Genomic DNA, 23,391 nt, shown 5'->3' with positions numbered 1-23,391 from the left:
CCGCCTAAGGGCCTCGGCCATCACCAGTCGAAAGGATATCTCATGCGCCCCTCAGGCCGCGCGCCCGACCAGATGCGTCCCATCGCCATCGAAACCGAATTCACCATCCATGCCGAGGGCAGCGTGCTCGTCAGCTTCGGCAATACGAAGGTGCTCGTCACCGCGAGCGTCGACGAGAAGGTGCCGCCCTTCCTGCGCGGCAAGGGGCAGGGCTGGGTGACGGCCGAATATGGCATGTTGCCCCGCGCGACGCACACGCGCGGCAGCCGCGAAGCGGCGAAGGGAAAGCAGTCGGGCCGGACGCAGGAAATCCAGCGGCTTATCGGCCGTTCCTTGCGCGCCATCGTCGACATGAAGAAGCTCGGCGAGCGCCAGATCATCATCGATTGCGACGTGATCCAGGCCGATGGCGGTACGCGCACCGCATCGATCTCGGGCGCGTGGGTCGCGCTGCGCCTCGCGGTCGACAAGCTGCTCGCGGCGAAGACGATCGCCGAGGATCCGATCGTCGACAAGGTCGGCGCGATCTCGTGCGGCATCTACAACGGCACGCCGGTACTCGACCTCGATTATGACGAGGATTCGGTCGCCGAGGCCGACGGCAATTTCGTGCTCACCGGCAAGGGCCAGATCGTCGAAGTGCAGGCGAGCGCCGAGGGCGCGACGTACGACGAGGAAGGCCTGCTCCGCCTGCTCCGCCTCGCGCGCATCGGTTGCGGCGAGATTTTCGCGGCGCAGGACAAGGCAACGGGTCGCTGAGATGACGCGCAAGCTCGCCCCAGGCAAGCTCGTCATCGCCAGCCATAATGCGGGCAAGGTGCGCGAAATTCGCGCGCTGCTCGAACCCTTTGGGATCGAGCCGGTGTCGGCGGGCGACCTCGGGCTTCCCGAGCCCGAGGAGACGGGGACGAGCTTTCGCGAGAATGCCTTGCTGAAGGCGCACGCGAGTGCATCGGGGTCGGGATTGCCTGCGCTCGCCGACGACAGCGGCCTCGAAGTCGCGGCACTCTCGGGACGGCCCGGCGTCTACACCGCCGACTGGGCCGAACGGCAATGGTTCGAGGGCAATCCGGGGCGCGACTGGTATATGGCGATGGGCAAGGTCGAAGGCCTGCTCGCCGAGCAGGGCCCCGACGTCGACCGCAGCGCGCGCTTCATCTGCACCCTCGCGATCGCCTGGCCCGACGGCCATGCCGATGTGTACGAAGGGGCCGCCGACGGGAGCCTGACCTGGCCGCCGCGCGGGAAACTCGGCTTCGGTTATGATCCGGTGTTCGTTCCGATCGGTAACATGCTGACTTATGCGGAGATCGATCCGGCGGAAAAGCATGCGATCAGCCACCGCGCCGACGCTTTTTCGAAGCTGGTGGCGGGGGCTTTCTAAGCTGCCGATGGCCTATTATCGTGTTCTCCTTCGCGGTCTGTGGGACCCGCCTCTTGAAGGCTATGCCGGGTTCTTCACGACACGAACCGCAATAACGGCGAGCATCGAAGAGGCGAAAGCCACCGCTCTTTTGGCGTTGGAGCGGGAATGGTCGGAAGCGCCGTTCTTCGCCGACGGCGGTGAAGGTCTTTCGCTGGAGATCGTTGACATTTGGCGCATTGGTTGGCTTCGAGCCCGGCGATCGGCTAGCGGCGGACATTGCTTTTTTACGGAAGACGAAGAAGGCGGTGCGGCGCGTCTCGAAGCGGAATCGGCCAAAGCCCCCTCTGGCTCGAATATCTGGCAGCTGGCGACACCTTACAATCAATCGGATGGGCGATTTTACGTCTTCGAACCTGACGACTGACTTTCCGCGCAAAGCGACTATATCGCTGCAAATGGCCGAACCGCTCGCCCTTTATGTCCATTGGCCGTTTTGCGTGTCGAAATGCCCCTATTGCGACTTCAACAGCCATGTGCGCGAGAGTGTCGATCAAGGGGTGTGGCGTGAGGCGTTGCTGGCCGATTTGCGGCATGAGGCGACGTTGTTGCCGGGGCGCACGGTGGGGTCGATCTTCTTCGGCGGCGGTACGCCCAGCCTGATGCCGCCCGCAACCGTCGCGGCGGTGATCGCGGCGGCCGAGAGCACATGGGGGCTCACCGACGACGTCGAGATCACGCTCGAGGCGAACCCCAATTCGGTCGAGGTCGCCAATTTCGCCGACCTCGCCGCAGCCGGGGTCAATCGCGTTTCGATAGGCGTCCAGAGCTTCGATGCCGAAGTGCTTGAATTCCTGGGTCGCGCGCACAGCGAGGATGAGGCACGGCGTGCGATCGCCACCGCGCAGGAGCATTTCGCGCGCGTCAGCTTCGACCTGATCTATGCGCGGCCGGGGCAGTCGATCGCGGCGTGGGAAACCGAGCTGGCGGGCGCGCTCGCCTTTGGCACCGATCATCTCTCGCTTTACCAGCTCACGATCGAGCCCGGCACGCGCTTCGCGACGCTCGCGGCGAAGGGCGACCTCACCATTCCCGACGGCGACACCGCCGCCGACCTGTTCGACGCGACGCAGGCGATGACACGCGCTGCGGGCCTGCCGCGCTATGAAGTCTCAAACCATGCGCGTGTCGGGCAGGAGAGCCGCCACAATCTCGCTTATTGGCGCTACGCCGATTATGCGGGGGTTGGTCCGGGGGCGCACGGACGGCGGCTGGGACAGGCGACCGAGCGGCACAAGAAACCCGAAAATTTCATCGCGGCTGTGACACGCAACGGCCACGGGCTCAGGCACGAGAGCGACCTGCCAGCGCACGAACGCGCGACCGAGGCGATGCTGATGGGGCTGCGGCTGGCCGAAGGGATCGACCTCGCGCGGATCGAAGCACGCAGCGGGTTGCCGCGCGAAGCGTTCGTCGATGAAAGGGCGGTGGCGCGGCTGGCGGGGCAAGGACTGATGCGGCAGGACGAAGATCGGCTCGCGGTCACCGATGACGGGATATTGCTGCTCGACTCGATCCTTTCCGAGGTGGTGCGGACGGGCTAGGCTCGCGCCAAAGCGAGGCCGGTTTTGAGCGACATGTTGATCCGTGACTGGGATGCCCATCTGGCGCACGAGAAGCGCCGGTCGGAGCACACGCGCCGTGCTTATATCGCCACCGCGACACGCTTTTTCGCTTTCCTGTCGCGGCATCGCGGCGGAGCGGTCGATGCGCGCATGTTGAAGACGCTGACCCCGAACGACCTGCGCGCCTATCTGGCCGAGCGGCGCGCCGAGGGGCTGGGCAATGCGTCGGCAGCGCGCGAGCTTTCGGCGCTGCGGACCTTCCTGCGCTTCGTCGGCGGGTCGAACGCGAGCGTACCGCAGATGCGCGGGCCGCGCGTCAAGAAAGGCCTGCCGCGTCCGGTTTCGCCCGCCGAAGCGCTCGCGCTGGTGCAGGATGTCGAGGATCATGCGCGCGAGGGCTGGGTCGGCGCGCGCGACTTCGCGCTGCTGTTGCTGCTTTACGGGGCGGGGCTGCGCATCGGCGAGGCGCTGTCGCTCACCGGCGCGGTGCTGCCGCTTGGCGAGACGCTGCGCGTGACGGGGAAGCGGAACAAGACGCGCATCGTCCCGGTCCTGCCCGCAGTCGCCGCCGCGGTGTTGCGCTATGTCGAGGCTTGCCCCTGGCCGATCGCGAAGGAAACGCCGCTGTTCCTCGGCGCGCGCGGCGGGCCGCTCCAGCCCGGCGTCGTGCGCGCGAGCGTGCGGTCGGCGCGCCGCGCGCTGGGGCTTCCCGAACGCACGACGCCGCATGCGCTGCGTCATAGTTTTGCGACGCACCTGCTCGCGGGCGGGGCGGACCTACGCAGTTTGCAGGAATTGCTCGGCCACGCGAGCCTTGCCTCGACGCAGGTCTATACCGCGGTCGATGCCGCGCATCTGCTCGACATCTATCGCAGCGCGCACCCGCGCGCCTAATCGGCCTGCTTCGGCTTCCAGGTGATGATGCGATAGATATAGACGACGACGAGCGAGCCGATCGCGACCAGCGCGACGGGGCCGACGAAGGCGTCGAGATTGGCGAACCGCCCGCCGAACCAGTTTCCCGCGCCCGCGAGCGCCGCGATCCAGATCGTCGAGCCGGCGGCGGTCCAGAGCAGGAATTTCGCCTGGTTCATCTTCACCATGCCCGCGGGCAGCGACACCATCGTGCGCGCGACGGGCATGAAGCGCGCGACGAAGACGATCGCGGGGCCGTATTTCAGGAAGAAATTGTGCATCCGTTCGACTTCGGCCCAGTCGAGCGTCAGCCAGCGGCCGTGGCGGTCGATGAAGGGTTTGAGCCGTTCATAGCCGATCCAGCGGCCGACGCCGTACCAGATCCAGTTGCCCGCGGTCGTGCCCGCGACCGCGACCGCGACGAGCGGCCAGAAATCGAAATGCCCCTTGGAAACGGCGATCCCACCGAGCCCCATGATCACTTCGGAAGGAATCGGCGGGAAGACATTTTCGAGGAACATGAGGACGAAAATCCCCACATAGCCCCAGCTCTGGATCAGGTTCAGGATGAAATCGGTCATGCGGGGGGAACGCGCGGGGGCGTCAGCCGATCCGGCGGACGATCGCGTCCCAGATCATCCCCGCCGTATCGCTGTTGTTGAAACGGTCGATCGCGACGATCCCCGTGGGCGAAGTGACGTTGATTTCGGTCAGCCATTCGCCGCCGATCACGTCGATGCCGACGAAGACGAGCCCGCGTTCGCGAAGCTGCGGGCCGAGTATGTCGCAGATTTCCTGCTCGCGCGGGGTGAGTTCGGCCGCCTCGGCATAGCCGCCGACCGCGAGGTTCGAGCGGAATTCACCTTCGCCGGGCTTGCGGTTGATCGCGCCCGCGACCTCGCCATCGACGAGCACGATGCGCTTGTCGCCCTTCGACACGCTGGGCAGGAATTGCTGGACCATGAAGGGTTCGGGCCAGACCTGTCCGAAAAGCTCGACGAGTGCGCCGAGGTTGCTGCCGTCGGCATCGATCTTGAACACGGCCTTGCCGCCGTTGCCGTGGAGCGGCTTGATCACGACGGCACCGTGGCGCGCTTGGAAATCCTTCACCGCGTCGAGATCGCGCGTCACCATCGTCGGCGGCATGAACTCGGCGAAGTCGAGCACGAAGACCTTTTCGGGCGCGTTGCGCACCGAAACCGGATCGTTGACGACCAATGTCTCGCCCGCGAGCCGTTCGAGGAGCCATGTGCCGGTGAGATAGCCGAGGTCGAAGGGCGGGTCCTGCCGCATCAGCACGACATCGACGTCGCGGCCGAGGTCGAGCAGCACCTCGTCGCCGAATTTATAATGGGCGCCGGCCTCGCGCCGGGCTTCGAGGATACGGTGCGCCTTCGTCGTCAGCCGCCCGGCCTCCCACGTCAGTCCGCGCACGTCATAATGATAGAGTTCGTAGCCGCGATCGAGCGCCTTCAGGATCAGCGCGAAACTGCTGTCGCCCCCGATGTTGATACCGTCCATCGGGTCCATTTGTACCGCAGCGCGCAGGGTCATTCGATCTTCCTCAGGGTTGCCAGACGTGGACCAGATGGCGTGGCAGGCGCCTTGGTGCAAGGAGCATCACGTCGATCCGTATGTCGTCGCGCGGACCGGCGAAGCGCGGGCCGAGCATTTCGGCCGCCGCGGCGACGCGGCGCAGGCGATACTGGTCGATGGCGAGGTCGAGGTCGGCGGCGCGGTCGCGCCATTTGACCTCGATGAAGGCGACCGTGCGCCCGCGCCGCGCGACGAGGTCGACCTCGCCGACGGGGACGCGGAGCCGCTCGCCCAATATGCGCCAGCCGTGGAGGCGCAGCCACCATGCTGCGCGGCGCTCGGCCTTGCGTCCGCGCGCCTCGGCGGCAGCGCGGTTCAAGCCTGCTCTTTCAGCGTCAGCGCGCGTGCGTACACGTCGTGGCGGTCGAGGCCGAAGCGTTTGGCGACGGCTTTCGCCGCCTGCGCCACGGGCTTGTCGGCCATCGCTTCACGCAGCGCCGCGTCGAGCGTATCGTCGTCGGCCTCTTCGGCCACCGCCTCGCCCGGCGGGCCGACGATCACGACGATCTCGCCCTTCGGCGGTGCGTCGGCGTAACGCGCGGCAAGCTCGGTCAGCGTGCCGGTGACGCATTCCTCGTACAGCTTGCTGATTTCGCGTGCGACCGCCGCTTCGCGGTCGCCGAGCCCTTCGGCCATCGCGGCGAGCGACGCCGACAGCCGCGGCCCGCTTTCGTAGAAGACGAGCGTGGCGCGCAGGGCCGCGAATTCGGCGAGCGTGTCGGCGCGCGCCTTCGCCTTGTTCGGCAGGAACCCAGCGAAGAGGAAGCGGTCGCTCGGCAGCCCGGATAAAGTGATCGCGGCGATCGCGGCGCACGGGCCGGGCAGGGTGGTGACGTGGCGCCCCGCGTCGCGCGCGTCGCGCACCAGCTTGTATCCGGGGTCCGAAATCAGCGGGGTCCCTGCGTCCGACACCAAAACGACAATTTCCTGCTCCATGCGCGCAACCAGCGCGGCGCGGGTGCGTTCGTCGCTATGATCATGATAGGGGGTCATCGGCACACGCAAACCCAGATGCGACAGCAATTTCGCGGTCACGCGCGTATCCTCTGCGGCGATCACGCCGGCGGAGGCGAGCGTCTTGGCGGCACGCGGTGTGACGTCGCCGAGGTTGCCGATGGGCGTCGCGACGATATAGAGACCGGGCAAGGGAGAATCTGAGATGTTCGAATCTGGCATGAGGCCGAAAATGGCAGAAACTGCCGGCCAGTGCCAAAATAAAGCATCGCCGCGCCGTCAGATGCTGCGCGGCCTTGGGGCGGTGGCAATGGCAGGTCTGCTCGCGGCGTGCCAGGTCGTCCCGAAAAGCAATGGCCCGGCGACCCCGCCGCCGCCGACCAACCCCGACGACAATGTCGGCCCCGGCCTGCCCACCGACACCGATCGCCACCGCGTCGCGCTGCTCGTGCCGCAGACCGGTCCGAACGCCGACGTGGGCACCGCGATCGCCAATGCGACGACGCTGGCCTTGCTCGATTCGCGTACCGAGCGCGTGCGCATCACCACCTATGATACCGCGCTCGGCGCCGCCGCGGCGGCGCGGCAGGCGGTCGCCGACGGCAACAAGCTGATCCTCGGCCCCTTGCTCAGCGAGGATGTCACCGCGGTCGCGCCGGTCGCGCGCGAAGCGAAGGTGCCGGTGCTGAGCTTCTCGAACGACAGCAGCGTCGCGGGCAACGGCGTCTTCATCATGGGCTTTGTCCCCGGCCAGTCGGTCGAGCGCGTCGTCGCTTTTTCGCGATCGAAGGGCCATCAGCGCTTCGGCGCGCTCGTTCCCAAGAATGTCTATGGCGACCGCTCGGCGGCGGCGTTCCGCGCCGCGGTTGCCGAAGCGGGCGGCACGCTCGTCGCGGTCGAAAGCTATGACCGCAGCGCGACGGCGCTGACCGGCGCGGCGCGGCGGATCGCCAATGCCGGCGCGATGGACGCGGTGCTGATCGCCGACAGCGGCGGCAACGCCATTCGCGCGGTGCCGGTGATCAAGGGCACGGGCAGCAAGCAGATTCTCGGCACCGAACTCTGGAATACCGACGCGGCGCTCGGCAGCAGCGCGGTGATGCGCGGATCGTGGTTCGCCAGCGTTTCCGACGGCCTCTATGGCCAGCTCGCGACCAAATATCGCACCCGTTTCGGCAAGGCGCCGTACCGGCTCGCCAGCCTCGGCTATGATTCGGTGCTGCTGACGGTACGCATCGCGCGCGACTGGAAGCCGGGCACCAATTTCCCGGCGAATCGCCTGCTCGCAGCCGACGGTTTCGGCGGCATCGACGGCATCTTCCGTTTCAGCAATCGCGGCATCGCCGAGCGCGCGCTCGAAGTCAGCGAAATCGGCGCCGGCGGTTTCCGCGTCGTCGACCCCGCGCCGACGAAATGGTAGCCGTTCGCCGACAGTGGCAGACCAGCCACAGTCGGTCCGAAAAGCGCTAAAAGGTGCACGGGGCAGTCTTTACGACGGCTCCGTGATCACTATATGACCGTCACGCGTGTTTTTGCGTCGATGCTGCACGCCCATTTTAAACGACCCAGGAGATACAGCTATACCACCGCCCATGACCCGTCGCCCAATGGCACCGATGCCGCCGAAAAACGGCCCGCGTTACAATGAATTCATCGCCTCTCCGAAGGTCCGCGTGATCGACGAGGAAGGCGAAAATCTGGGCGTAATGCTGACGGCCGAAGCGATCGAGCAGGCGGCCGAGGTGGGTCTCGACCTGGTGGAAGTGTCTCCGAACGCCGATCCGCCGGTGTGCAAGTTCCTCGACGTCGGCAAGTTCAAGTATGAGGCGCAGAAAAAGGCGAACCTCGCACGCAAGAGCCAGAAGACGCAGGAAATCAAAGAGATCAAGATGCGTCCGAACATCGACGATCATGATTTCGACGTGAAGATGAAGAAGGTCTTCGACTTCCTCGGCGAAGGCGACAAGGTCAAGATGACCATGCGTTTCCGCGGCCGCGAGATGAGCCACACCCAGCTCGGCCTGAACGTGCTCCAGCGCGTCGCCGAGCTGACGTCGGAAATCGCGAAGGTCGAGGTGCATCCGCGCACCGAAGGCCGTCAGATGCTGATGGTGATCGCGCCGAAATAAGCGCGACCGGCTCAGCCGATACGAAATGTGAGGGCGGTCGTTCCGATGGGGCGGCCGCCCTTTTCGTATCGGCGCTCGATCATCCTGACGTCGCCCGACGCCGAAACCGCTACGAGCGTCGAGGCGCGCGTTCCATAGACGTCGCCGCGCAGGAACAGCGCGGGATCGTCTTCGGCCATCAGCGTGTCGAGCAGGCCCTCGGGGTCGCTGCCGGCTGCGACCGTCGCTTCGAGGGCAAGGCGCAGCCGCTCGGCGCGCGGGCAGGGCGCGTCGACGGGTTCATTGGCGAGCGCGTGGATGCCGGGGTCGAGCGGCATCACCAACGGGACCGGGCGATTGGTCAGCAGCCTCGCTGCACCGCCTTCCACCGCGAACAGGTTGAACACATTGAAGCGCGGCAGGTCTTCGGCCGCGGGGTCGGCAAATCGCCCTTCGCCGCGCAGCAGGTCCGACACCAGCGCGCCGCGCGACTCCTTCGCGGGATCGGGCATCGCGCCGCGGACATTGGTCACGACCACGACGCGGCCGCTGGGGCGATGCGCCCCCAGCCATGTCCCGCCCGCCTGCATGTCGCGGCCCGCGACGATCCCGCTGCCGTCGTCCCATTCGGCGAGCGGCGCGGCGGGTCGTGCGTGGAACTCGTCGCGATTGCCGATGAGGATGAGCGGCCAGTCGGGATGGGTCTGGTGAGCAAGGGCAACGACGCACATGCTGCGCATATCGGGGCTGGCTCCCCGCTTGCCAAGCCTCTTGACAAATTGCTTGGTTGAATGTTCAATCAACTCATCTTGACGAGGGAGGACGCCGATGGCCGACGAATTCGAGAAGATGGGCGAAAGCCTCCGTGCCAAGACCGGCAAGGGGCTCGACGAATGGGTCGCTACCGCGCGCGCCGCGGGCATCGCCGGCCATATGGCGCTGGTGAACCACCTGAAATCCGAACATGGCCTCGGCCACGGCTATGCCAATATGATCGTCCATGCCGCCAACGCGTCGTCGTCGCTATCGCAGGACGACGATGCGCTCGTTGCGGCAGCGTTTGACGGCGCCAAGGCGCATTGGCGCCCGCTTTACGACCGGTTGATCGCATTGGTGCAGGGGTTTGGCGACGACGTCGAACTGGCACCGAAGAAAGGCTATGTCAGCCTGCGCCGTAAAAAGCAGTTCGCGCTGCTCCAGCCGTCGACCAAGGACCGTTTCGACATCGGTCTGGCGCTCAAGGGTGAGGAACCCGCGGGCAAGCTTGAACTGGCGGGCAGCTGGAATGCGATGGTCTCGCACCGCGTGCGCATCGCCGCCGATGGCGACGCGGGCGACGATGTGGCGGGCTGGCTCCGCGCCGCCTACGACCGCGCCGGATAGGAGCCGCCATGAACGCCGCCGATACGCGCCAGCGCATCCTGATGACAGCGATGGAGCTGTTCTGGGAGAAGGGTTATCTCTCGACCTCGGTCTCCGACATCCTGTCGCGCAGCCAGGCCCATTCGGGCAGCCTCTATCATTTCTTCCCCGGCAAGCAGGATGTGCTCGTCGGCGTGCTCGAACTCTATCGCGACGGGATCGACGAAATGTTGCTCGCGCCGAACTGGGAGGGGGTCGACGATCCGGTCGAGCGCATCTTTGCGTTGCTCGCGGGCTATCGCACCCACCTGATCGTCACCGATTGTACCTATGGCTGCCCGATCGGCAGCCTCGCGCTCGAGATTCACGAGCCCGACCCGGTGGTCCGCGAACTGATGGCTGCGAATTTCACCAACTGGTCCACCGCGATCGCGGGCTGTTTCGATGCCGCCGCCGACCGCCTCCCGCCGGGGACCGATCGCAAGGCGCTCGGCGAATTCGTTCTGACGGTGATGGAGGGCGCGGTGATGCAGGCGCGCACCTATCGCGACATCGGCTATTTCGACCGCAATATTGCTGTATTGCGGGACTATGTCACCACATTGATGAGTAGCGCGAAATCTGGTAGTTACGCCTGATCTTTCTGGAGGGGGAGACGAATATGACCGAAGCGCAAAAAACGCCGTGGCATCTGTGGGCCGTCGGTATCCTGTCGTTCCTGTGGCACTGCATTCCGGTTTCCGACTATGTCGGCTTCAAGACCAAGGCGGCCTGGTATCTCGAAAGCTCAGGCCTGAAGCCCGAGCAGATTGCGTGGGTCGACGCCTATCCGGTCTGGGCGGATATCGGCTGGGCACTCGGCGTCTGGGGTGCGATGGCCGGTACCTTGCTGCTGCTGCTCCGTAACCGACACGCGGTCACGGCCTTTCTCGTCTCGCTGATCGGCCTGGCGCTGATGAGCCTTTATCAAGTCGGGATGCAGGCGGCGCAATATCAGGCGCTGTTCGGAGAAGGCGTCTTGATGTTCCTCGGCGTGATCTGGGCCGTTGCCATCGCGCTGTTCTTCTATGCTCGCTGGATGAAAGCGAAGGGCGTGCTGAGGTAGGCATGCCCGGTTAGGGGTTGCGGATAGCCTTTGTGATCCCCGGCGAAAGCCGGGGCCGAAGGCGGAAGAATGCTGACGTCGCGCTATCGCGCTATGGGCCCCGGCCTTCGCCGGGGATCACGCAAGAATCGGCGGTTCTATCGCGCGCGAATGAAGGCCCGCACATCCGCCGACAATTTATGCCGGTCCTCGTCGCGGATATACATCATGTGGCCCGCGCCATAATAGGTGTAGTGGATGCGGTCCTGCGGGATGCCGGTGCGCGACAGCGCATATTCGGCGGCGAAAAAGGGCGTCGCGAAATCATACCAGCCCTGCGCGACGAGGATCTTCAGCCCTGAATTCTCGCGCAGCGCCTGACCGAGATAGGGCGCAACGTTGAGATAGGCGTTGGTGTCGCGCCCGCCGAGGCGCCAGTCCCATTGCCCGCCGATCCGGCCGATCGACTGATATTCGCGGTCGGTCTTGAACCCCAGCCCGTCGCGGCTCCAGCTGTTGATCGCCGCGGTATAGCTCGCGTCGATGCCATAGAAGCTCGGATCATTGTCGGGGCCTTCGCCCGCGCTGTTATAATCCTTGCCGGTGTAGCGGCTGTCGAGCCGCCCGACGGTCAGCCCGCGGTCGCGCAGCAATTCCTTGTAAAAACGATTCGGCGTGACGCGCAGGTCGGCGCTTTCGAGATAGGTTTCGGACAGGCCGGTAAAACGGGCAAGTTCGCGGCGGATCGCGGCGCGCTCCTCGCCCTGCAATTTCTGACCTTTCAGCAGCGCGGTGGCATAGGGACCGATCGCCCATTGCCGCGCTTCCTCGGCAAAGGCTTCGGGCGACGAAGCCGTCGCCTTGCCGTGATAGAGCGCGGTCACCGCCATCGAGGGCAGGTTGGTGATCGGAGACAACTCATTGCCCGGCGTATCGGCGCCCGCAGCGAAATCGAGCACGGTCGAAATGAGGATGATGCCGTTCAAGGCGACATCGTTGTACGTCTCGTTCATCAGCTGGTTCGCGACCGCGGCCGATCGCGTCGTGCCATAGCTTTCACCGCCGAGATATTTGGGGCTGTTCCAGCGGCCATTGTCGTTGAGCCAGCGGCGGATCACCTCGGCGACGAGTTTCGCATCCTGGGTCACCCCGTAATAATCCTCGGGCTTCGCCTTGCCGATCAGGTGCGAGAAACCGGTGCCCGGCGGGTCGATGAACACGACGTCGGTCACGTCGAGCAGCGCATCGGGGTTGTCGACGATCGGATAGGGCGGCGCGCCGTCGTCGACGCCTGTGCCGGGGATCGCGACGCGCTTCGGCCCGAAGGCGCCCATCATCAACCAGACGGTGCCCGATCCGGGGCCGCCGTTGAACAGGAAGGTGATCGGCCTGCTCGGGTCGCGCGGTTCCTTGACGTAAGCGGTTGTCACGACCGCGACTTCGGGAACGCCGTCCTTGTTCCTGATGATCGTTTCGCCGATCGTCGCGGCATAGTTGATCCGCTGGCCGCCGAAGGTGCCGCTGAGCTTGGTCGTGCGGACCTGCGGTTCATAGTCGGCGGGCTTTTCGACCTTCGCCTTCGCTGCGCTGGCGTCGTCGGGTTTGTCCTGCGCGTGGAGCGTGGCGGGCGCGGTGAAGGCAAGCGCCAAGGCGATGAGCGACAGACCCGATTTCATAGATATTTCTCCCCGGTTTCGGGGCGACCCTATGCAGCGGCCGGCACGGCGGCAAGGTTACTTGTCGGTTACGGGCGAGGTTTCGTCGAAGCGGGCCGGCGGCGGATCACCGGCGCGACAGGATCCGGTCCATCACCCACGCGGTATGTGCGCCGCTGTCACCTGTGGAGGGATGGATCAAGCGACCGGCGAGATGGTCGCGCATCGCTTCGACGTGAAAGAGCTGGATGGCCTGCGGATTGGCGATGACGCTCTCGAGGCTTTCATCGCCGCGCGTGAGCCGGAACGGGGCTTCGTCGAAGATCGAAAAGACGATGCGGCCTGCACTGCCGGTGATTTCGACGCGGTCCCGCCGTTCGGCTGCGCCGAAGTTCCAGCTTCCCGATCCGGTGACGCCGCCCTTGTGCAGCCAGCACCCCGTCACCGCATCCGCCGCGCCGTAACGACCCTGCTGATTGACGGCGAAGCCCGCAACTTCCTCCACCTCGCCGAACAGCCAGCAGAAGAGATCGAGGCCGTGGCTCGCGAGGTCGTCGAAATATCCGCCGGGGGCGATATTTGCGTCGACGCGCCAATTGTCTTGCGACAGATCGGCGGGGCCGGCCGGCTTGGTCAGTGTCCAGTGGATGTGGCGAACGGTTCCGATCGCGCCTTCGTCGATCCAGGATTGGACCTGCCGAAACCGGGGAAGCGAACGGCGATAATAAGCGACGAAGAGCGGCACTCCCCGCTCGGCGAACGCGTCGCGGATGCGCACGCACGCGGCATGATCGGGCGCTATCGGCTTTTCGATGCAGCAGGGTTTATCGGCGCGCGCGACCTCGATCGCATAGGCTTCGTGGCTGTCGGGCGGGGTTGCGATATAGACGGCATCGATATCCGGCGCGTGGATCAGGTCGGCGGCGCTGTCGAATATCCGCGGGACGCCGTGACGCGCCGCATAACCTTCCGCCTTCGCGCGGGTCCGGTTGAATATGCCGTGCAAGGCGAACCCATCCACCTGTTGATAGGCTGGCGCGCTCTTGCGTTCGGTCACATTGCCGCAGCCGATCATGCCCCATCGGATCACGGTCATCTGGCGGTCACCGCCCCCATTTCGTCTTGCTCTGCTTGCCGAACCGCCCCTTGCGTGTTCCCGGCTTGCCCTCGTTCGAGCGCCCGACGCGCGGCGCGACCTGTTCGTCCAGGGGCAGCCCCAGCTCGTCGGCCTCGAGCTTACGGATCTCGTCGCGCAGGCGCCCCGCTTCCTCGAACTCGAGGTCCGCGGCCGCATCGCGCATCTTCTTTTCGAGCTCCTGAATATACGCGCGGAGGTTGTGGCCGACCATGTGCTGCGGCTTGTCCTCGCCGATGTCGATCACCACCCCGTCCTTCGACGCGACATGTGCGATGATGTCGCCGATGTTGCGCTTGATCGTCGTCGGGGTGATGCCGTGCTCGGCGTTATACGCTTCCTGCTTTTCGCGGCGGCGGTCGGTCTCGCGCATCGCGCGCTCCATGCTGCCGGTGATGCGATCGGCGTAGAGGATGACGCGGCCGTCGACGTTACGCGCGGCGCGGCCGATCGTCTGGACGAGCGAGGTTTCGCTGCGCAGGAAACCTTCCTTGTCGGCGTCGAGGATCGCGACGAGCCCGCATTCGGGAATGTCGAGCCCCTCGCGGAGCAGGTTGATCCCGACGAGCACGTCGAACACCCCGAGCCGGAGGTCGCGGATGATCTCGATGCGCTCGAGCGTCTCGACGTCCGAGTGCATGTAGCGGACTTTGAGGCCGGCTTCGTGGAGGAATTCGGTGAGGTCCTCGGCCATCCGTTTCGTCAGTGTCGTTACCAGAGTGCGATAGCCCGCCGCAGCGGTCGCCTTCGCTTCGGCGATCAGGTCGTCGACTTGTTCCTCGACCGGTTTGATGAACACCGGCGGGTCGATCAGGCCGGTGGGGCGGATCACCTGTTCGGCGAACACGCCCTGCGTGCGGTCCATCTCCCACGTCCCCGGCGTCGCCGACACGCTGACCGTCTGCGGGCGCATCATGTCCCATTCGGCGAAGCGCAGCGGCCGGTTGTCGATGCACGAGGGCAGGCGGAAGCCATATTCGGCGAGCGTGATCTTGCGGCGATGGTCACCCTTCGACATCGCGCCGATCTGCGGGATCGTCTGGTGGCTCTCGTCGACGAAGAGCAGGGCGTTGTCGGGCAGATATTCGAACAGGGTCGGCGGCGGCTCGCCGGGCAGGCGGCCGGTGAGGAAGCGGCTGTAATTCTCGATCCCCGCGCAGCTTCCCGTCGCGGCGATCATTTCGAGGTCGAAATTGGTGCGCTGTTCGAGCCGCTGCGCCTCCAGCAATCGGCCTTCGGCTTCGAGTTCCTTGAGTCGCTCGGCGAGTTCGTGGCGGATCGCCTCCGACGCCTGCTTCAGCGTCGGCCCCGGCGTCACATAGTGCGAGTTGGCGAAGACGCGGACATAGTTGAGGGTCGCGATCTTCTTGCCCGTCAGCGGGTCGAACTCGGTGATCTCCTCGATCTCGTCGCCGAAGAAGCTGACGCGCCACGCCATATCCTCATAGTGCGAGGGGAAGATTTCGAGGCTGTCGCCGCGCACGCGGAAATTGCCGCGCGCAAAGGCCTGATCGTTGCGCTTGTATTGCAGCGCAACGAGCTTGCGGATGATTTCGCGGCTGTCGGCGACCTGGCCCTTCTTCAAATCGAAGATCATCGCCGAGTAAGTCTCGACCGACCCGATGCCATAGAGACACGACACCGAGGCGACGATGATCACATCGTCGCGTTCGAGCAGCGCGCGCGTCGCCGAATGGCGCATGCGGTCGATCGCCTCGTTTACCGAGCTTTCCTTCTCGATATAGGTGTCGCTGCGCGGCACATAGGCTTCGGGCTGGTAATAGTCGTAATAGCTGACGAAATATTCGACCGCATTGTTCGGGAAAAAGCTCTTGAACTCGCCATAGAGCTGCGCGGCGAGGATCTTGTTCGGTGCGAGGATGAGGGCAGGGCGCTGCAGTTCGTCGATGACCTTCGCCATGGTGAAGGTCTTGCCCGACCCGGTGACGCCGAGCAGGACCTGGTCGCGTTCGCCTGTCAGTGCGGTCGAGACGAGTTCCCTGATCGCCGTCGGCTGGTCGCCCGCGGGTTCATAATCGCTAACCAGTTCAAATCGCTTGCCGCCTTCGACCTTGTCGGGGCGGGCGGGACGGTGCGGGACATAGCCCTCTGCCGTGTCGATTTCGTCGAGCGAAGTGCGAATCTGGATTGCCATCGCTGCCAATATGGTATCGATTGGGGCCAACGACAATTATAATGGCTCGCAACCAAATCGCGGCGTCGGGGTTTCCCCCCTTTGCCAAACAGGAGGATGATTTTATGAAGAAATTTGTGACGGTCGCGGCGCTTGGCGTTGCGCTGGCAGTGTCGGGTTGCGGCAAGAGCGAAAACGCCGCCGGTGGTCCGGTCAAGCGCGAAGCCGGCAACTGGAAAACCGACGTCAAGCTGGTGAAATTCGAAGTCCCCGGCATGCCGCCCGAAATGAAGGACGGCATGGCGAAGATGATGGAAGGCGCCAGCGGCATGGACCAGTGCTTCACGCAGGAGCAGGTCGACAAGGAAGATATCGCAGCCGAGCTCGCCAAGGGGCCGGGCAACGGCGGTGAATGCACCTGGTCGAAGAAGGATATCGCAGGCGGGAAGATCGATATCGCCGGCACCTGCAAGGCCAACGGCCAGACGGTCGACATGGCGATGACCGGTACGATGGAAGCCAAGAAGAGCGACGTCACCATCACCACCAAGGGCAAGGTTCCGACCGGTGGCGACATGGAAATGGTCATGCAGATGACGCAGACCCACACCGGCCCGTGCAAGGCGCCGGCGGCAACCTAAGCCTTCGTTTTTCGAAGAGAGACAGGGGCGTCGGTGGAAACCGGCGCCCCTTTTCGTTAGGGGACCGAAGAAGGACGGAGGGGGGCGTTTACATGGTTTCGGAAACGGGCGAGCGCCGCGGCAATTTGCTTGGCGCCCACCATATCGCGAAGGCTTCGGCTTGACCCGTTGGCTCGATCGCCGATCGGTCCCGCTGCTGCTCGGCTTGCTCGCCGGCTTGCTGGCGGTCGCGGCGGGATTGCTCGCGGGGGGCGATGCCGCCGAGCGTGCGGGGTTGGCCGCGCGATGGACCGCGCGCGCCGGCCTGCCGCTGTTCCTTGCAGCCTTCCTTGCCTCGACGCTGGTGCGCCGCTGGCCGGGCCCCGCGACGCGTGCCGTCCTTCGCCGGCGACGGCAATGGGGGCTGGGCTTTGCGCTCGCGCACACGATCCACCTCGTCGCGCTCGGCATCAACATCATCGTCTATGCACCGGGGCGGACATGGCAGTCGCTGATCGGCGGCGGGCTCGCCTATACCATTCTCTACCTGATGGCGCTGACCTCGACCGACGGGTGGCAGCGGCGGCTCGGCAAATGGTGGCGGCGCCTCCACCGGTTCGGCATCTATTATATCTGGTTCATCTTCACCGCGAGCTATGCCGGTCGCGCCTTTGGCGACGATCCGGACAAGCGGATCGTCGGCATCGCTTTCGGATCGATCATGATCGCCGCGCTCGCGTTGCGCCTATGGCCGCAGCGTTCGTCGACCAATCGCCGTTAGGGAGGGGCGGTCGACTTGCCGGGCGGCGAACAGGTGGGGCTGTTGGGCCGCCCGGCGAAGTCTCAGAATGAAGCCTGAGGGGGATCGAAAGGCGCCAGGGACCAGCTCGCACCTTTCGCCTTTCGGCTTCACGCCGCGTCATCGTAGGAATGCCGCGACGGTCCAAGAATGACACAATTTCGAAAGCGCGGCAGTTACAAGGGGTCACACGCTGTGATGTTGCCGTTTGATAACCAATCGTTAACCTGTTTTCGCGCATTTCCTTGCAGATTGGCGAGACGCACTTCTTCTGATATGAACCAAGGCTACCGTGTTACCGTTACGTCGAAGTAACAATGGGTGGCCGCGCTGGCTGATTGGCGTATCTACCACACCGCCCGTCGGGGGCATTTGAGGGTAGCATGGACCACGCGAAAGCGAACGAGACACAGGATCCCGGCGAGACCGACCGGATCATCGCGGACGAACTCGAGCGCCTGCTCGATTCCCCGATGTTCACGCGCTCGCCGGTGCTGTCGCGTTTGCTGCAATTCCTCGTCGAACACCGCCTGCGCGGCGGACGCAGCTCGCCCAAAGCCTATGCGATCGCGACCGAGGCGCTGGGCCGCAGCGAGGATTTCGATCCCGCCGTCGACAGCTATCCGCGGGTCATGGTGGGGCGGCTGCGCAGCCTGCTCGACCGCTATTATGCCGACACGCCGTGGGTGCACCGGCTGCGCGTGCCGCAGGGCAGCTACGAGGTCGTTGTCCAATATCGCGCGGCGCCGCCGTCGGCGCGATCGGCCGACGAGCCGGCGGCCGCCGATGACGTCAAAGCGGCACCGCTTGCCGCAACGTCGGGACGGCCGCCTGCATCGGGCGGCGCGCATCGGCGGCATGACGGTGGTCCGCGCCTCGGCCGCTGGATCGTCGTCCTGATCCTTCTCGGGCTCGCGCTCCTGACATTGTGGATGCTGCGCGGCGGCCCCGGCCAATTGTTCGTGAGCGATCCGGTGCCCGTCCCCCTGTTGGAGGTCAGCGCACCGGCCGCCGGAAACTCACCCGAATCGCGCGCGCTGGCGCGGGCGCTCGACGGCAAGCTGCGCGACGGGCTCCGCCGCTTCGAGCTGGTCGACCTGCTCAGTGCGAAAGCGCCGGGCAGCACCGCGCCCCGGAACGGCGATTATCGGCTCGATACGTCGCTCGTCCGCACGACCGAAGGAAACACCGACGTCACGCTCGTTCTCAATCGCGTCGCCGACCAGCGCGCGATCTGGTCGCAGCAGCTTCGCCTGACCCAGCAGGAAACCCCGGAATTCTTCGCGATCGAACCGCTGATTGCCCAGCTTGCGGGCGATTATGGGGTGATCGTGCGCGACCAGGTCCAGCGCCAACCCGACAATTTTTCGCCGGGCTTCCCCTGCCTGGCGCAGTTCAACCGGATGCGCCAGATGCGCAATGTCATGGCGGTGAAGCAGGTCGACGCGTGCTTGCGCGCGACGCTGACGGGCAATCCGCGCGACCCTGTTGCGCTGACCGCGCTGTCGCTCGTCCGCTATGGCGACTGGCAGCCGCAGCGGATGACGCCGGCGGGCCGCGAGGCGTTGGCTGAGGCGCGCGCGCTGGCGCTACGCTCCTATGAAAGCAGCCCGAATTCCACGGCGGGGCTGTTCGCGATGGCGCGCGCGAATTTCTATTCGGGAAATTGTGCTCGCGGCAATGCGATGGGCGACGCTGCGATCGCGCTGAACCCCTATGACGCCGACATCTCGGGTTTCCTCGGGCTGTTCAAGCTGACCTGCGGACAGGCGACCGAGGGCGAGGCTCTGCTCCGGCGCTCGTTGCAACTCGATTCCTCCTATCCCCGCGTTCCTGCGGTCACGCTGGCCTTTTTGTTGTCGCAGCGCGGCGAGCTGGCGGAGGCGCGGAAGATTCTCGACCAGATGCCGTCGCCGAGCAACATGGAGCCGCAATATATGATGGTGCGGGCGATCGTGCTGGCGCAACAGGGCGATGTCGCCGCGGCGCGCGCGCAATGGCAGCGCCTGCTCACTTACACCCGCCAACCCGCCGACGCGGCGCCTGAACGGGTGCTGGGCCGGTTCATGATCACGCCGGTGGTCATCCAGCGTGCCTCGGCGGCGCTCCGCGAATCGGGTGTCGTTCAGGCAAAAACCGCACCCTGACGGCGCGCCTTGACGACGCGGGCGGCGCTGCGCAGGATGGCGCGATGTTCACCGCACTGGCCCTGCTGACGCTCGCCGCCGCGCCTCCGTCCGCGGCGGTTGCGGTGCGTTTCGACCGCGAAGGGCGGATCGAGACGCGCGTCGCCGAAGGGTTCGCAGATGCCGCGAACACGCGGCCGCTGACCCCCGACGATCCGGTTCGCATCGCATCGATCTCGAAGCTCGTCGTCGCGCTCGGGGTGCTGCGCCTCGTCGAAGCGGGAAAGCTCGATCTCGACCGCGACGTATCGGCCTATCTCGGTTGGCGACTGCGGCATCCGGTTTATCCCGATCGCCCGGTTACGCTCGCGCAGCTCCTCGGCCACCGGTCGGGGCTCGCCGACAATGTCGACTATGCCCTGCCGCTCGGCGCCGATCTCGAAGCGGCGCTCGGCAATCCAGCCGCCTGGGACGCTGCGCGTCCGCCCGCGGGCGATTTTGCCTATGCAAACCTCAACTATCCGGTCGTGGCGGCGGCGATCGAGGGCGCGACGGGAGAGCGTTTCGATGCGGCGATGGCACGGCTGGTCATGCAGCCGCTCGGCCTCGACGCCTGCTTCAACTGGCCGACGTGCAGCGACGCCGCGGTCGCGCGGGCGGTCACGCTGCGCGGCGCCGACGGCGCGGTCGTGCGCGACGATTTGCAAGGCGTTCGGCCGCCATGCCCGGTCGTTCCGGCCGCCGACGGCAGCTGCGACCTCGCGCGCTATCGCCTCGCGCGGCACGGCGCGGGGTTCAGTCCGCAAGGGGGACTGCGGATTTCGGCGAATGGCCTTGCGCGCATCGGCGTAATGCTGCTGCGCCGCGGCGAGAATTTCCTCAAACCCGAAAGCCTCGCGCGGTTGGAGGCGATGGCGCGCGTGCATCCGACCAGCGGTGAAGGGACCGGCGGATTTTTCTGCGAATATGGCATAGCTATGCACAGCACGGGCGGTCCGGCGCTATCCGATCCGGCCTGCCGCGACGACCTGTTCGGCGACGGACGGTTGCGCCTCGGCCATTCGGGCGATGCCTATGGATTGCGGTCCGGCCTGTGGTTCGACCTTGAAGGTGGCGAGGGCATTGCCTATTTCGTCACGCAGGTGCCGGAGGGGCAGAAAGGGACACGGTCGGCATATAGCGCTGCGGAGGAAGTCTTGGTCGATGCGGCGCTTCGCCGCACCACCGAAGCCAGCCCTCTTGCCAGCCCCGCCCACGCGCACTAGGGCAATTTTCAACATTCACGACATAGTCAGAAAAAAGGAACTGTGCATGAGCGATTCGGCCGAAAAGGTTAAAAAGATCGTTGTCGAACATCTGGGCGTCGAAGCCGACAAGGTCACCGAAGAAGCGAGCTTCATTGATGACCTGGGCGCCGACAGCCTCGATATCGTCGAGCTGGTGATGGCGTTCGAAGAAGAATTCGGTGTCGAAATCCCCGACGATGCGGCGGAAAAGATCGCCACCGTCAAGGATGCGATCGACTATATCGAAGCGAACAAGGGCTAAAGCCCTGCGATCCGGCGTGGCCGGATGCGGCGGCAACGCCGCCCACGCATTTCCGGCTTCCCGGTCCCGAGCGCTCGTGCGCAGTGGCCGGGAAGCTTTTTTTATGGATATGCGTCTTTAGGAATCGACGCGGCTCGCTGCGGGGGCAGGGGCCGATGAAAGGAATGATTATGCGCCGGGTTGTGGTGACAGGTTTGGGTTTGGTGACGCCGCTGGGCGCCGATGTCGAAACCACCTGGAAAAATCTGATCGCCGGCAAATCGGGCGCGGGCACGATCACGCATTTCGACGCCTCGGACCAGAAATGCACGATCGCGTGCGAGGTCAAGGGACCCGACCATGAATATGGCTTCGACCCCGGCAAGCGCGTCGACCACAAGGTGCAGCGCCAGGTCGATCCCTTCATCATCTTCGGCATCGACGCCGCGGGACAGGCGCTCGAGGACGCGGGCCTCACCGAATTGACCCCGGAACAGCAGGTGCGTGCCGGCTGTTCGATCGGTTCGGGCATCGGCGGCCTGCCGGGCATCGAAAGCGAAAGCCTGCTGCTCGCGGAAAAGGGTCCGGGCCGCGTTTCGCCGCACTTCGTCCACGGCCGCCTGATCAACCTGATCTCGGGCCAGGTCAGCATCAAATATGGCCTGAAGGGCCCGAACCATGCGGTCGTGACCGCCTGCTCGACCGGTGCGCATTCGATCGGCGATGCGGCGCGGATGATCCGCGACGACGACGCCGACATCATGCTCGCAGGCGGCGCCGAGGCAACGATCTGCCCGATCGGCATCGCGGGCTTCGCGCAGGCACGTGCGCTGAACATGACCTACAACGATCGCCCCGAACAGGCGAGCCGCCCCTATGACAAGGACCGCGACGGCTTTGTGATGGGCGAGGGTGCGGGTGTCGTCGTGCTCGAAGAATATGAGCATGCCAAGGCACGCGGCGCGAAAATCTACGCCGAAGTCGTCGGCTACGGCCTGTCGGGCGACGCCTATCATGTCACCGCGCCCGATCCCGAAATGGACGGCGCGTTCCGTTCGATGAGCGCGGCGCTGAAAAAGGCGGGCATGACCCCCGCCGACATCGACTATATCAACGCGCACGGCACCTCGACGATGGCCGACACGATCGAACTCGGCGCGGTGAAGCGCCTGTTCGGCGACGCGATGGGTAATGTTTCGATGAGCTCGACCAAGTCGGCGATCGGGCACCTGCTCGGCGGCGCGGGCGCGGTCGAGACGATCTTCTGCATCCTTGCGATCCGCGATCAGGTCGTGCCGCCGACGCTCAACCTCGACAATCCCGACGAAGGCACCGAAGGCGCCGATCTCGTCCCGAAGGTCGCCAAGAAACGCAAGGTGCGCGCAGCGCTCAACAACAGCTTCGGTTTCGGCGGCACCAACGCCAGCCTGATCGTCAAGGCGGTCGACTGATCGCGTGCGCTGGCTGCTTGCAGCCTTGCTGGCCCTGACGCTCGCCGCCTGTTCGGGCGGCGCGCCGAAGGAGGCCGAGGTCGTCATCCCGCAGGGCGCGAGCATCGCAAAGGCGGGGCAGATTCTCGAGGATGCCGGGCTCGTCTCGGCATCGAGTTTCCGAAACGAGGCGCGCTTCTTCGGCTCGGACGACCCCATCAAGCCGGGCGAGTATAAGATCGAAAAAGGGATGGACGCGGGCGACATCCTCGAACTGTTTCAGTCGGGCAAGACGATCCAGCGCCTCGTGATGATCCCCGAAGGCATGCCGTCGATCATGGTGTGGGAACGGCTGATGGCCGAAAAGCGCCTGAAAGGTGAAATTCCCGTGCCGGCCGAAGGCAGTATCCTGCCCGACAGCTATGCCTTCACGACGGGAGAAAGCCGCGCCGCAGTGGTGAAGCGGATGCAGTCGGCAATGGACAAGGCGTTCGCCGAACTGTGGGCGAAGCGCACGTCGCGCACCGCGGTGAAGGACCGCAATGAGGCGATGACGCTCGCCTCGATCGTCGAGAAGGAAACCGGCGTCGCCGCCGAACGGCGTACTGTTGCGGGCGTCTACACCAACCGGCTTGGCGTCGGCATGCGGCTCCAGGCCGACCCTACGATCATCTACCCGATCACCAAGGGCAAGCCGCTCGGGCGGCGTATCCTGCGTTCCGAAATCCAGGCGGTGAACGGCTATAACACCTACAGCATGATCGGCCTTCCCAAGGGGCCGATCGCCAACCCGGGCAAGGCCTCGATCGCCGCAGTGCTCGATCCCGAAGCGAACGACTATCTCTTCTTCGTCGCCAAGGGCGACGGCGGGCATATCTTCGCGCGCACGCTCGCCGAACATAATGCCAATGTGCAGAAATGGTATCAGCTCCGCCGTGATCGCGGGGAGATGGAATAG

General features: G+C 65.2%; 25 protein-coding genes. 17 read left to right on the top strand and 8 right to left on the bottom strand.

Annotation, left to right across the window (positions count from 1 at the left end; translation table 11 throughout):
• The first annotated feature begins 42 nt into the window (after positions 1-42).
• The 5 genes from rph to VGN62_RS07860 are packed head-to-tail and all read left to right on the top strand — an operon-like array spanning position 43 to position 3,882.
• A complete protein-coding gene (gene rph / locus VGN62_RS07880; RefSeq protein WP_327452502.1) occupies positions 43-759 on the top strand; it encodes a ribonuclease PH in 717 nt (238 codons plus the stop codon).
• A 1-nt stretch (position 760) separates the two neighbouring features.
• Positions 761-1,384 (top strand): RdgB/HAM1 family non-canonical purine NTP pyrophosphatase, encoded by a 624-nt coding sequence (rdgB, locus tag VGN62_RS07875; protein WP_327452499.1) that lies wholly within the window; start codon positions 761-763, stop codon positions 1,382-1,384.
• Between the two features lie 7 nt (positions 1,385-1,391).
• Positions 1,392-1,790 (top strand): hypothetical protein, encoded by a 399-nt coding sequence (locus tag VGN62_RS07870; protein WP_327452497.1) that lies wholly within the window; start codon positions 1,392-1,394, stop codon positions 1,788-1,790.
• A gap of 31 nt (positions 1,791-1,821) precedes the next feature.
• Positions 1,822-2,967, top strand: coding sequence for a radical SAM family heme chaperone HemW (gene hemW, locus VGN62_RS07865; protein WP_327452495.1), 1,146 nt, complete (start codon positions 1,822-1,824; stop codon positions 2,965-2,967).
• 24 nt (positions 2,968-2,991) lie between these two features.
• A complete protein-coding gene (locus tag VGN62_RS07860; protein ID WP_414713257.1) occupies positions 2,992-3,882 on the top strand; it encodes a tyrosine recombinase XerC in 891 nt (296 codons plus the stop codon).
• Here VGN62_RS07860 and VGN62_RS07855 read toward each other — a convergent pair.
• From VGN62_RS07855 to rsmI, 4 genes are read right to left on the bottom strand one after another with little or no spacing between them, the layout of a single operon-like run.
• Entirely contained in the window at positions 3,879-4,484 is a 606-nt protein-coding gene (locus tag VGN62_RS07855) for a DedA family protein (RefSeq protein WP_327452493.1), read from the bottom strand. The genes VGN62_RS07860 and VGN62_RS07855 overlap by 4 nt on opposite strands.
• A gap of 22 nt (positions 4,485-4,506) precedes the next feature.
• Complete coding sequence (gshB, locus tag VGN62_RS07850; protein WP_327452491.1) at positions 4,507-5,457, bottom strand: glutathione synthase; 951 nt, start codon at positions 5,455-5,457, stop codon at positions 4,507-4,509.
• 10 nt (positions 5,458-5,467) lie between these two features.
• Positions 5,468-5,818, bottom strand: coding sequence for a YraN family protein (locus VGN62_RS07845; RefSeq protein WP_327452489.1), 351 nt, complete (start codon positions 5,816-5,818; stop codon positions 5,468-5,470).
• On the bottom strand, positions 5,815-6,675 hold the full coding sequence (gene rsmI, locus VGN62_RS07840) for a 16S rRNA (cytidine(1402)-2'-O)-methyltransferase (protein ID WP_327452487.1): 861 nt from the start codon (positions 6,673-6,675) through the stop codon (positions 5,815-5,817). Before rsmI ends, VGN62_RS07845 begins: the two co-directional genes overlap by 4 nt.
• A gap of 61 nt (positions 6,676-6,736) precedes the next feature.
• Here rsmI and VGN62_RS07835 point away from each other — a divergent pair, with 61 nt between their 5' ends.
• Complete coding sequence (locus VGN62_RS07835; RefSeq protein WP_414713261.1) at positions 6,737-7,873, top strand: penicillin-binding protein activator; 1,137 nt, start codon at positions 6,737-6,739, stop codon at positions 7,871-7,873.
• Between the two features lie 172 nt (positions 7,874-8,045).
• Positions 8,046-8,582, top strand: coding sequence for a translation initiation factor IF-3 (gene infC, locus VGN62_RS07830; protein WP_327452483.1), 537 nt, complete (start codon positions 8,046-8,048; stop codon positions 8,580-8,582).
• Positions 8,583-8,593: 11 nt separating this feature from the next.
• On the opposite strand, the gene VGN62_RS07825 is transcribed toward infC, so the two are convergent.
• Entirely contained in the window at positions 8,594-9,301 is a 708-nt protein-coding gene (locus VGN62_RS07825) for an NRDE family protein (RefSeq protein ID WP_327452481.1), read from the bottom strand.
• A gap of 88 nt (positions 9,302-9,389) precedes the next feature.
• Here VGN62_RS07825 and VGN62_RS07820 point away from each other — a divergent pair, with 88 nt between their 5' ends.
• From VGN62_RS07820 to VGN62_RS07810, 3 genes are read left to right on the top strand one after another with little or no spacing between them, the layout of a single operon-like run.
• On the top strand, positions 9,390-9,944 hold the full coding sequence (locus tag VGN62_RS07820; RefSeq protein ID WP_327452479.1) for a DUF4287 domain-containing protein: 555 nt from the start codon (positions 9,390-9,392) through the stop codon (positions 9,942-9,944).
• Between the two features lie 8 nt (positions 9,945-9,952).
• Positions 9,953-10,561 (top strand): TetR/AcrR family transcriptional regulator, encoded by a 609-nt coding sequence (locus VGN62_RS07815; RefSeq protein ID WP_327452477.1) that lies wholly within the window; start codon positions 9,953-9,955, stop codon positions 10,559-10,561.
• A gap of 23 nt (positions 10,562-10,584) precedes the next feature.
• A complete protein-coding gene (locus tag VGN62_RS07810; RefSeq protein WP_327452475.1) occupies positions 10,585-11,028 on the top strand; it encodes a hypothetical protein in 444 nt (147 codons plus the stop codon).
• 137 nt (positions 11,029-11,165) lie between these two features.
• Here the strand turns inward: VGN62_RS07810 and VGN62_RS07805 are convergent, their stop codons facing one another.
• The 3 genes from VGN62_RS07805 to uvrB all read right to left on the bottom strand — a co-directional run bounded on the left by VGN62_RS07805 (position 11,166) and on the right by uvrB (position 15,952).
• Positions 11,166-12,683, bottom strand: a complete 1,518-nt coding sequence (locus VGN62_RS07805; RefSeq protein WP_327452473.1) for a S10 family peptidase — start codon at positions 12,681-12,683, stop codon at positions 11,166-11,168.
• Between the two features lie 106 nt (positions 12,684-12,789).
• Complete coding sequence (locus tag VGN62_RS07800) at positions 12,790-13,758, bottom strand: Gfo/Idh/MocA family oxidoreductase (RefSeq protein WP_327452471.1); 969 nt, start codon at positions 13,756-13,758, stop codon at positions 12,790-12,792.
• A 7-nt stretch (positions 13,759-13,765) separates the two neighbouring features.
• A complete protein-coding gene (gene uvrB / locus VGN62_RS07795; protein ID WP_327452469.1) occupies positions 13,766-15,952 on the bottom strand; it encodes an excinuclease ABC subunit UvrB in 2,187 nt (728 codons plus the stop codon).
• A 104-nt stretch (positions 15,953-16,056) separates the two neighbouring features.
• Here uvrB and VGN62_RS07790 point away from each other — a divergent pair, with 104 nt between their 5' ends.
• The 7 genes from VGN62_RS07790 to mltG all read left to right on the top strand — a co-directional run bounded on the left by VGN62_RS07790 (position 16,057) and on the right by mltG (position 23,391).
• Positions 16,057-16,572: a DUF3617 domain-containing protein gene (locus VGN62_RS07790; RefSeq protein WP_327452467.1), complete on the top strand. Its 516-nt coding sequence runs from the start codon at positions 16,057-16,059 to the stop codon at positions 16,570-16,572.
• Positions 16,573-16,732: 160 nt separating this feature from the next.
• Entirely contained in the window at positions 16,733-17,332 is a 600-nt protein-coding gene (locus VGN62_RS07785) for a hypothetical protein (RefSeq protein ID WP_327452465.1), read from the top strand.
• 401 nt (positions 17,333-17,733) lie between these two features.
• Positions 17,734-19,497 carry a tetratricopeptide repeat protein gene (locus VGN62_RS07780; protein WP_327452463.1) on the top strand — a complete coding sequence of 588 codons (1,764 nt, stop codon included), beginning with the start codon at positions 17,734-17,736 and terminating at the stop codon, positions 19,495-19,497.
• Positions 19,498-19,541: 44 nt separating this feature from the next.
• A complete protein-coding gene (locus VGN62_RS07775) occupies positions 19,542-20,741 on the top strand; it encodes a serine hydrolase domain-containing protein (RefSeq protein WP_327452461.1) in 1,200 nt (399 codons plus the stop codon).
• A gap of 46 nt (positions 20,742-20,787) precedes the next feature.
• Positions 20,788-21,024, top strand: a complete 237-nt coding sequence (locus VGN62_RS07770; RefSeq protein ID WP_003039428.1) for an acyl carrier protein — start codon at positions 20,788-20,790, stop codon at positions 21,022-21,024.
• A gap of 170 nt (positions 21,025-21,194) precedes the next feature.
• Positions 21,195-22,454, top strand: coding sequence for a beta-ketoacyl-ACP synthase II (gene fabF / locus VGN62_RS07765; protein ID WP_327452458.1), 1,260 nt, complete (start codon positions 21,195-21,197; stop codon positions 22,452-22,454).
• A gap of 4 nt (positions 22,455-22,458) precedes the next feature.
• The gene (mltG, locus tag VGN62_RS07760; RefSeq protein ID WP_327452456.1) at positions 22,459-23,391 is read left to right on the top strand and encodes an endolytic transglycosylase MltG; all 933 of its coding nucleotides are present in this window, start codon (positions 22,459-22,461) and stop codon (positions 23,389-23,391) included.

Source organism: Sphingopyxis sp. (assembly GCF_035998905.1).
Classification (GTDB): domain Bacteria; phylum Pseudomonadota; class Alphaproteobacteria; order Sphingomonadales; family Sphingomonadaceae; genus Sphingopyxis.
Note: the sequence above shows the minus strand (reverse complement) of the source record. Positions and strands in the feature narration are given on the sequence as shown.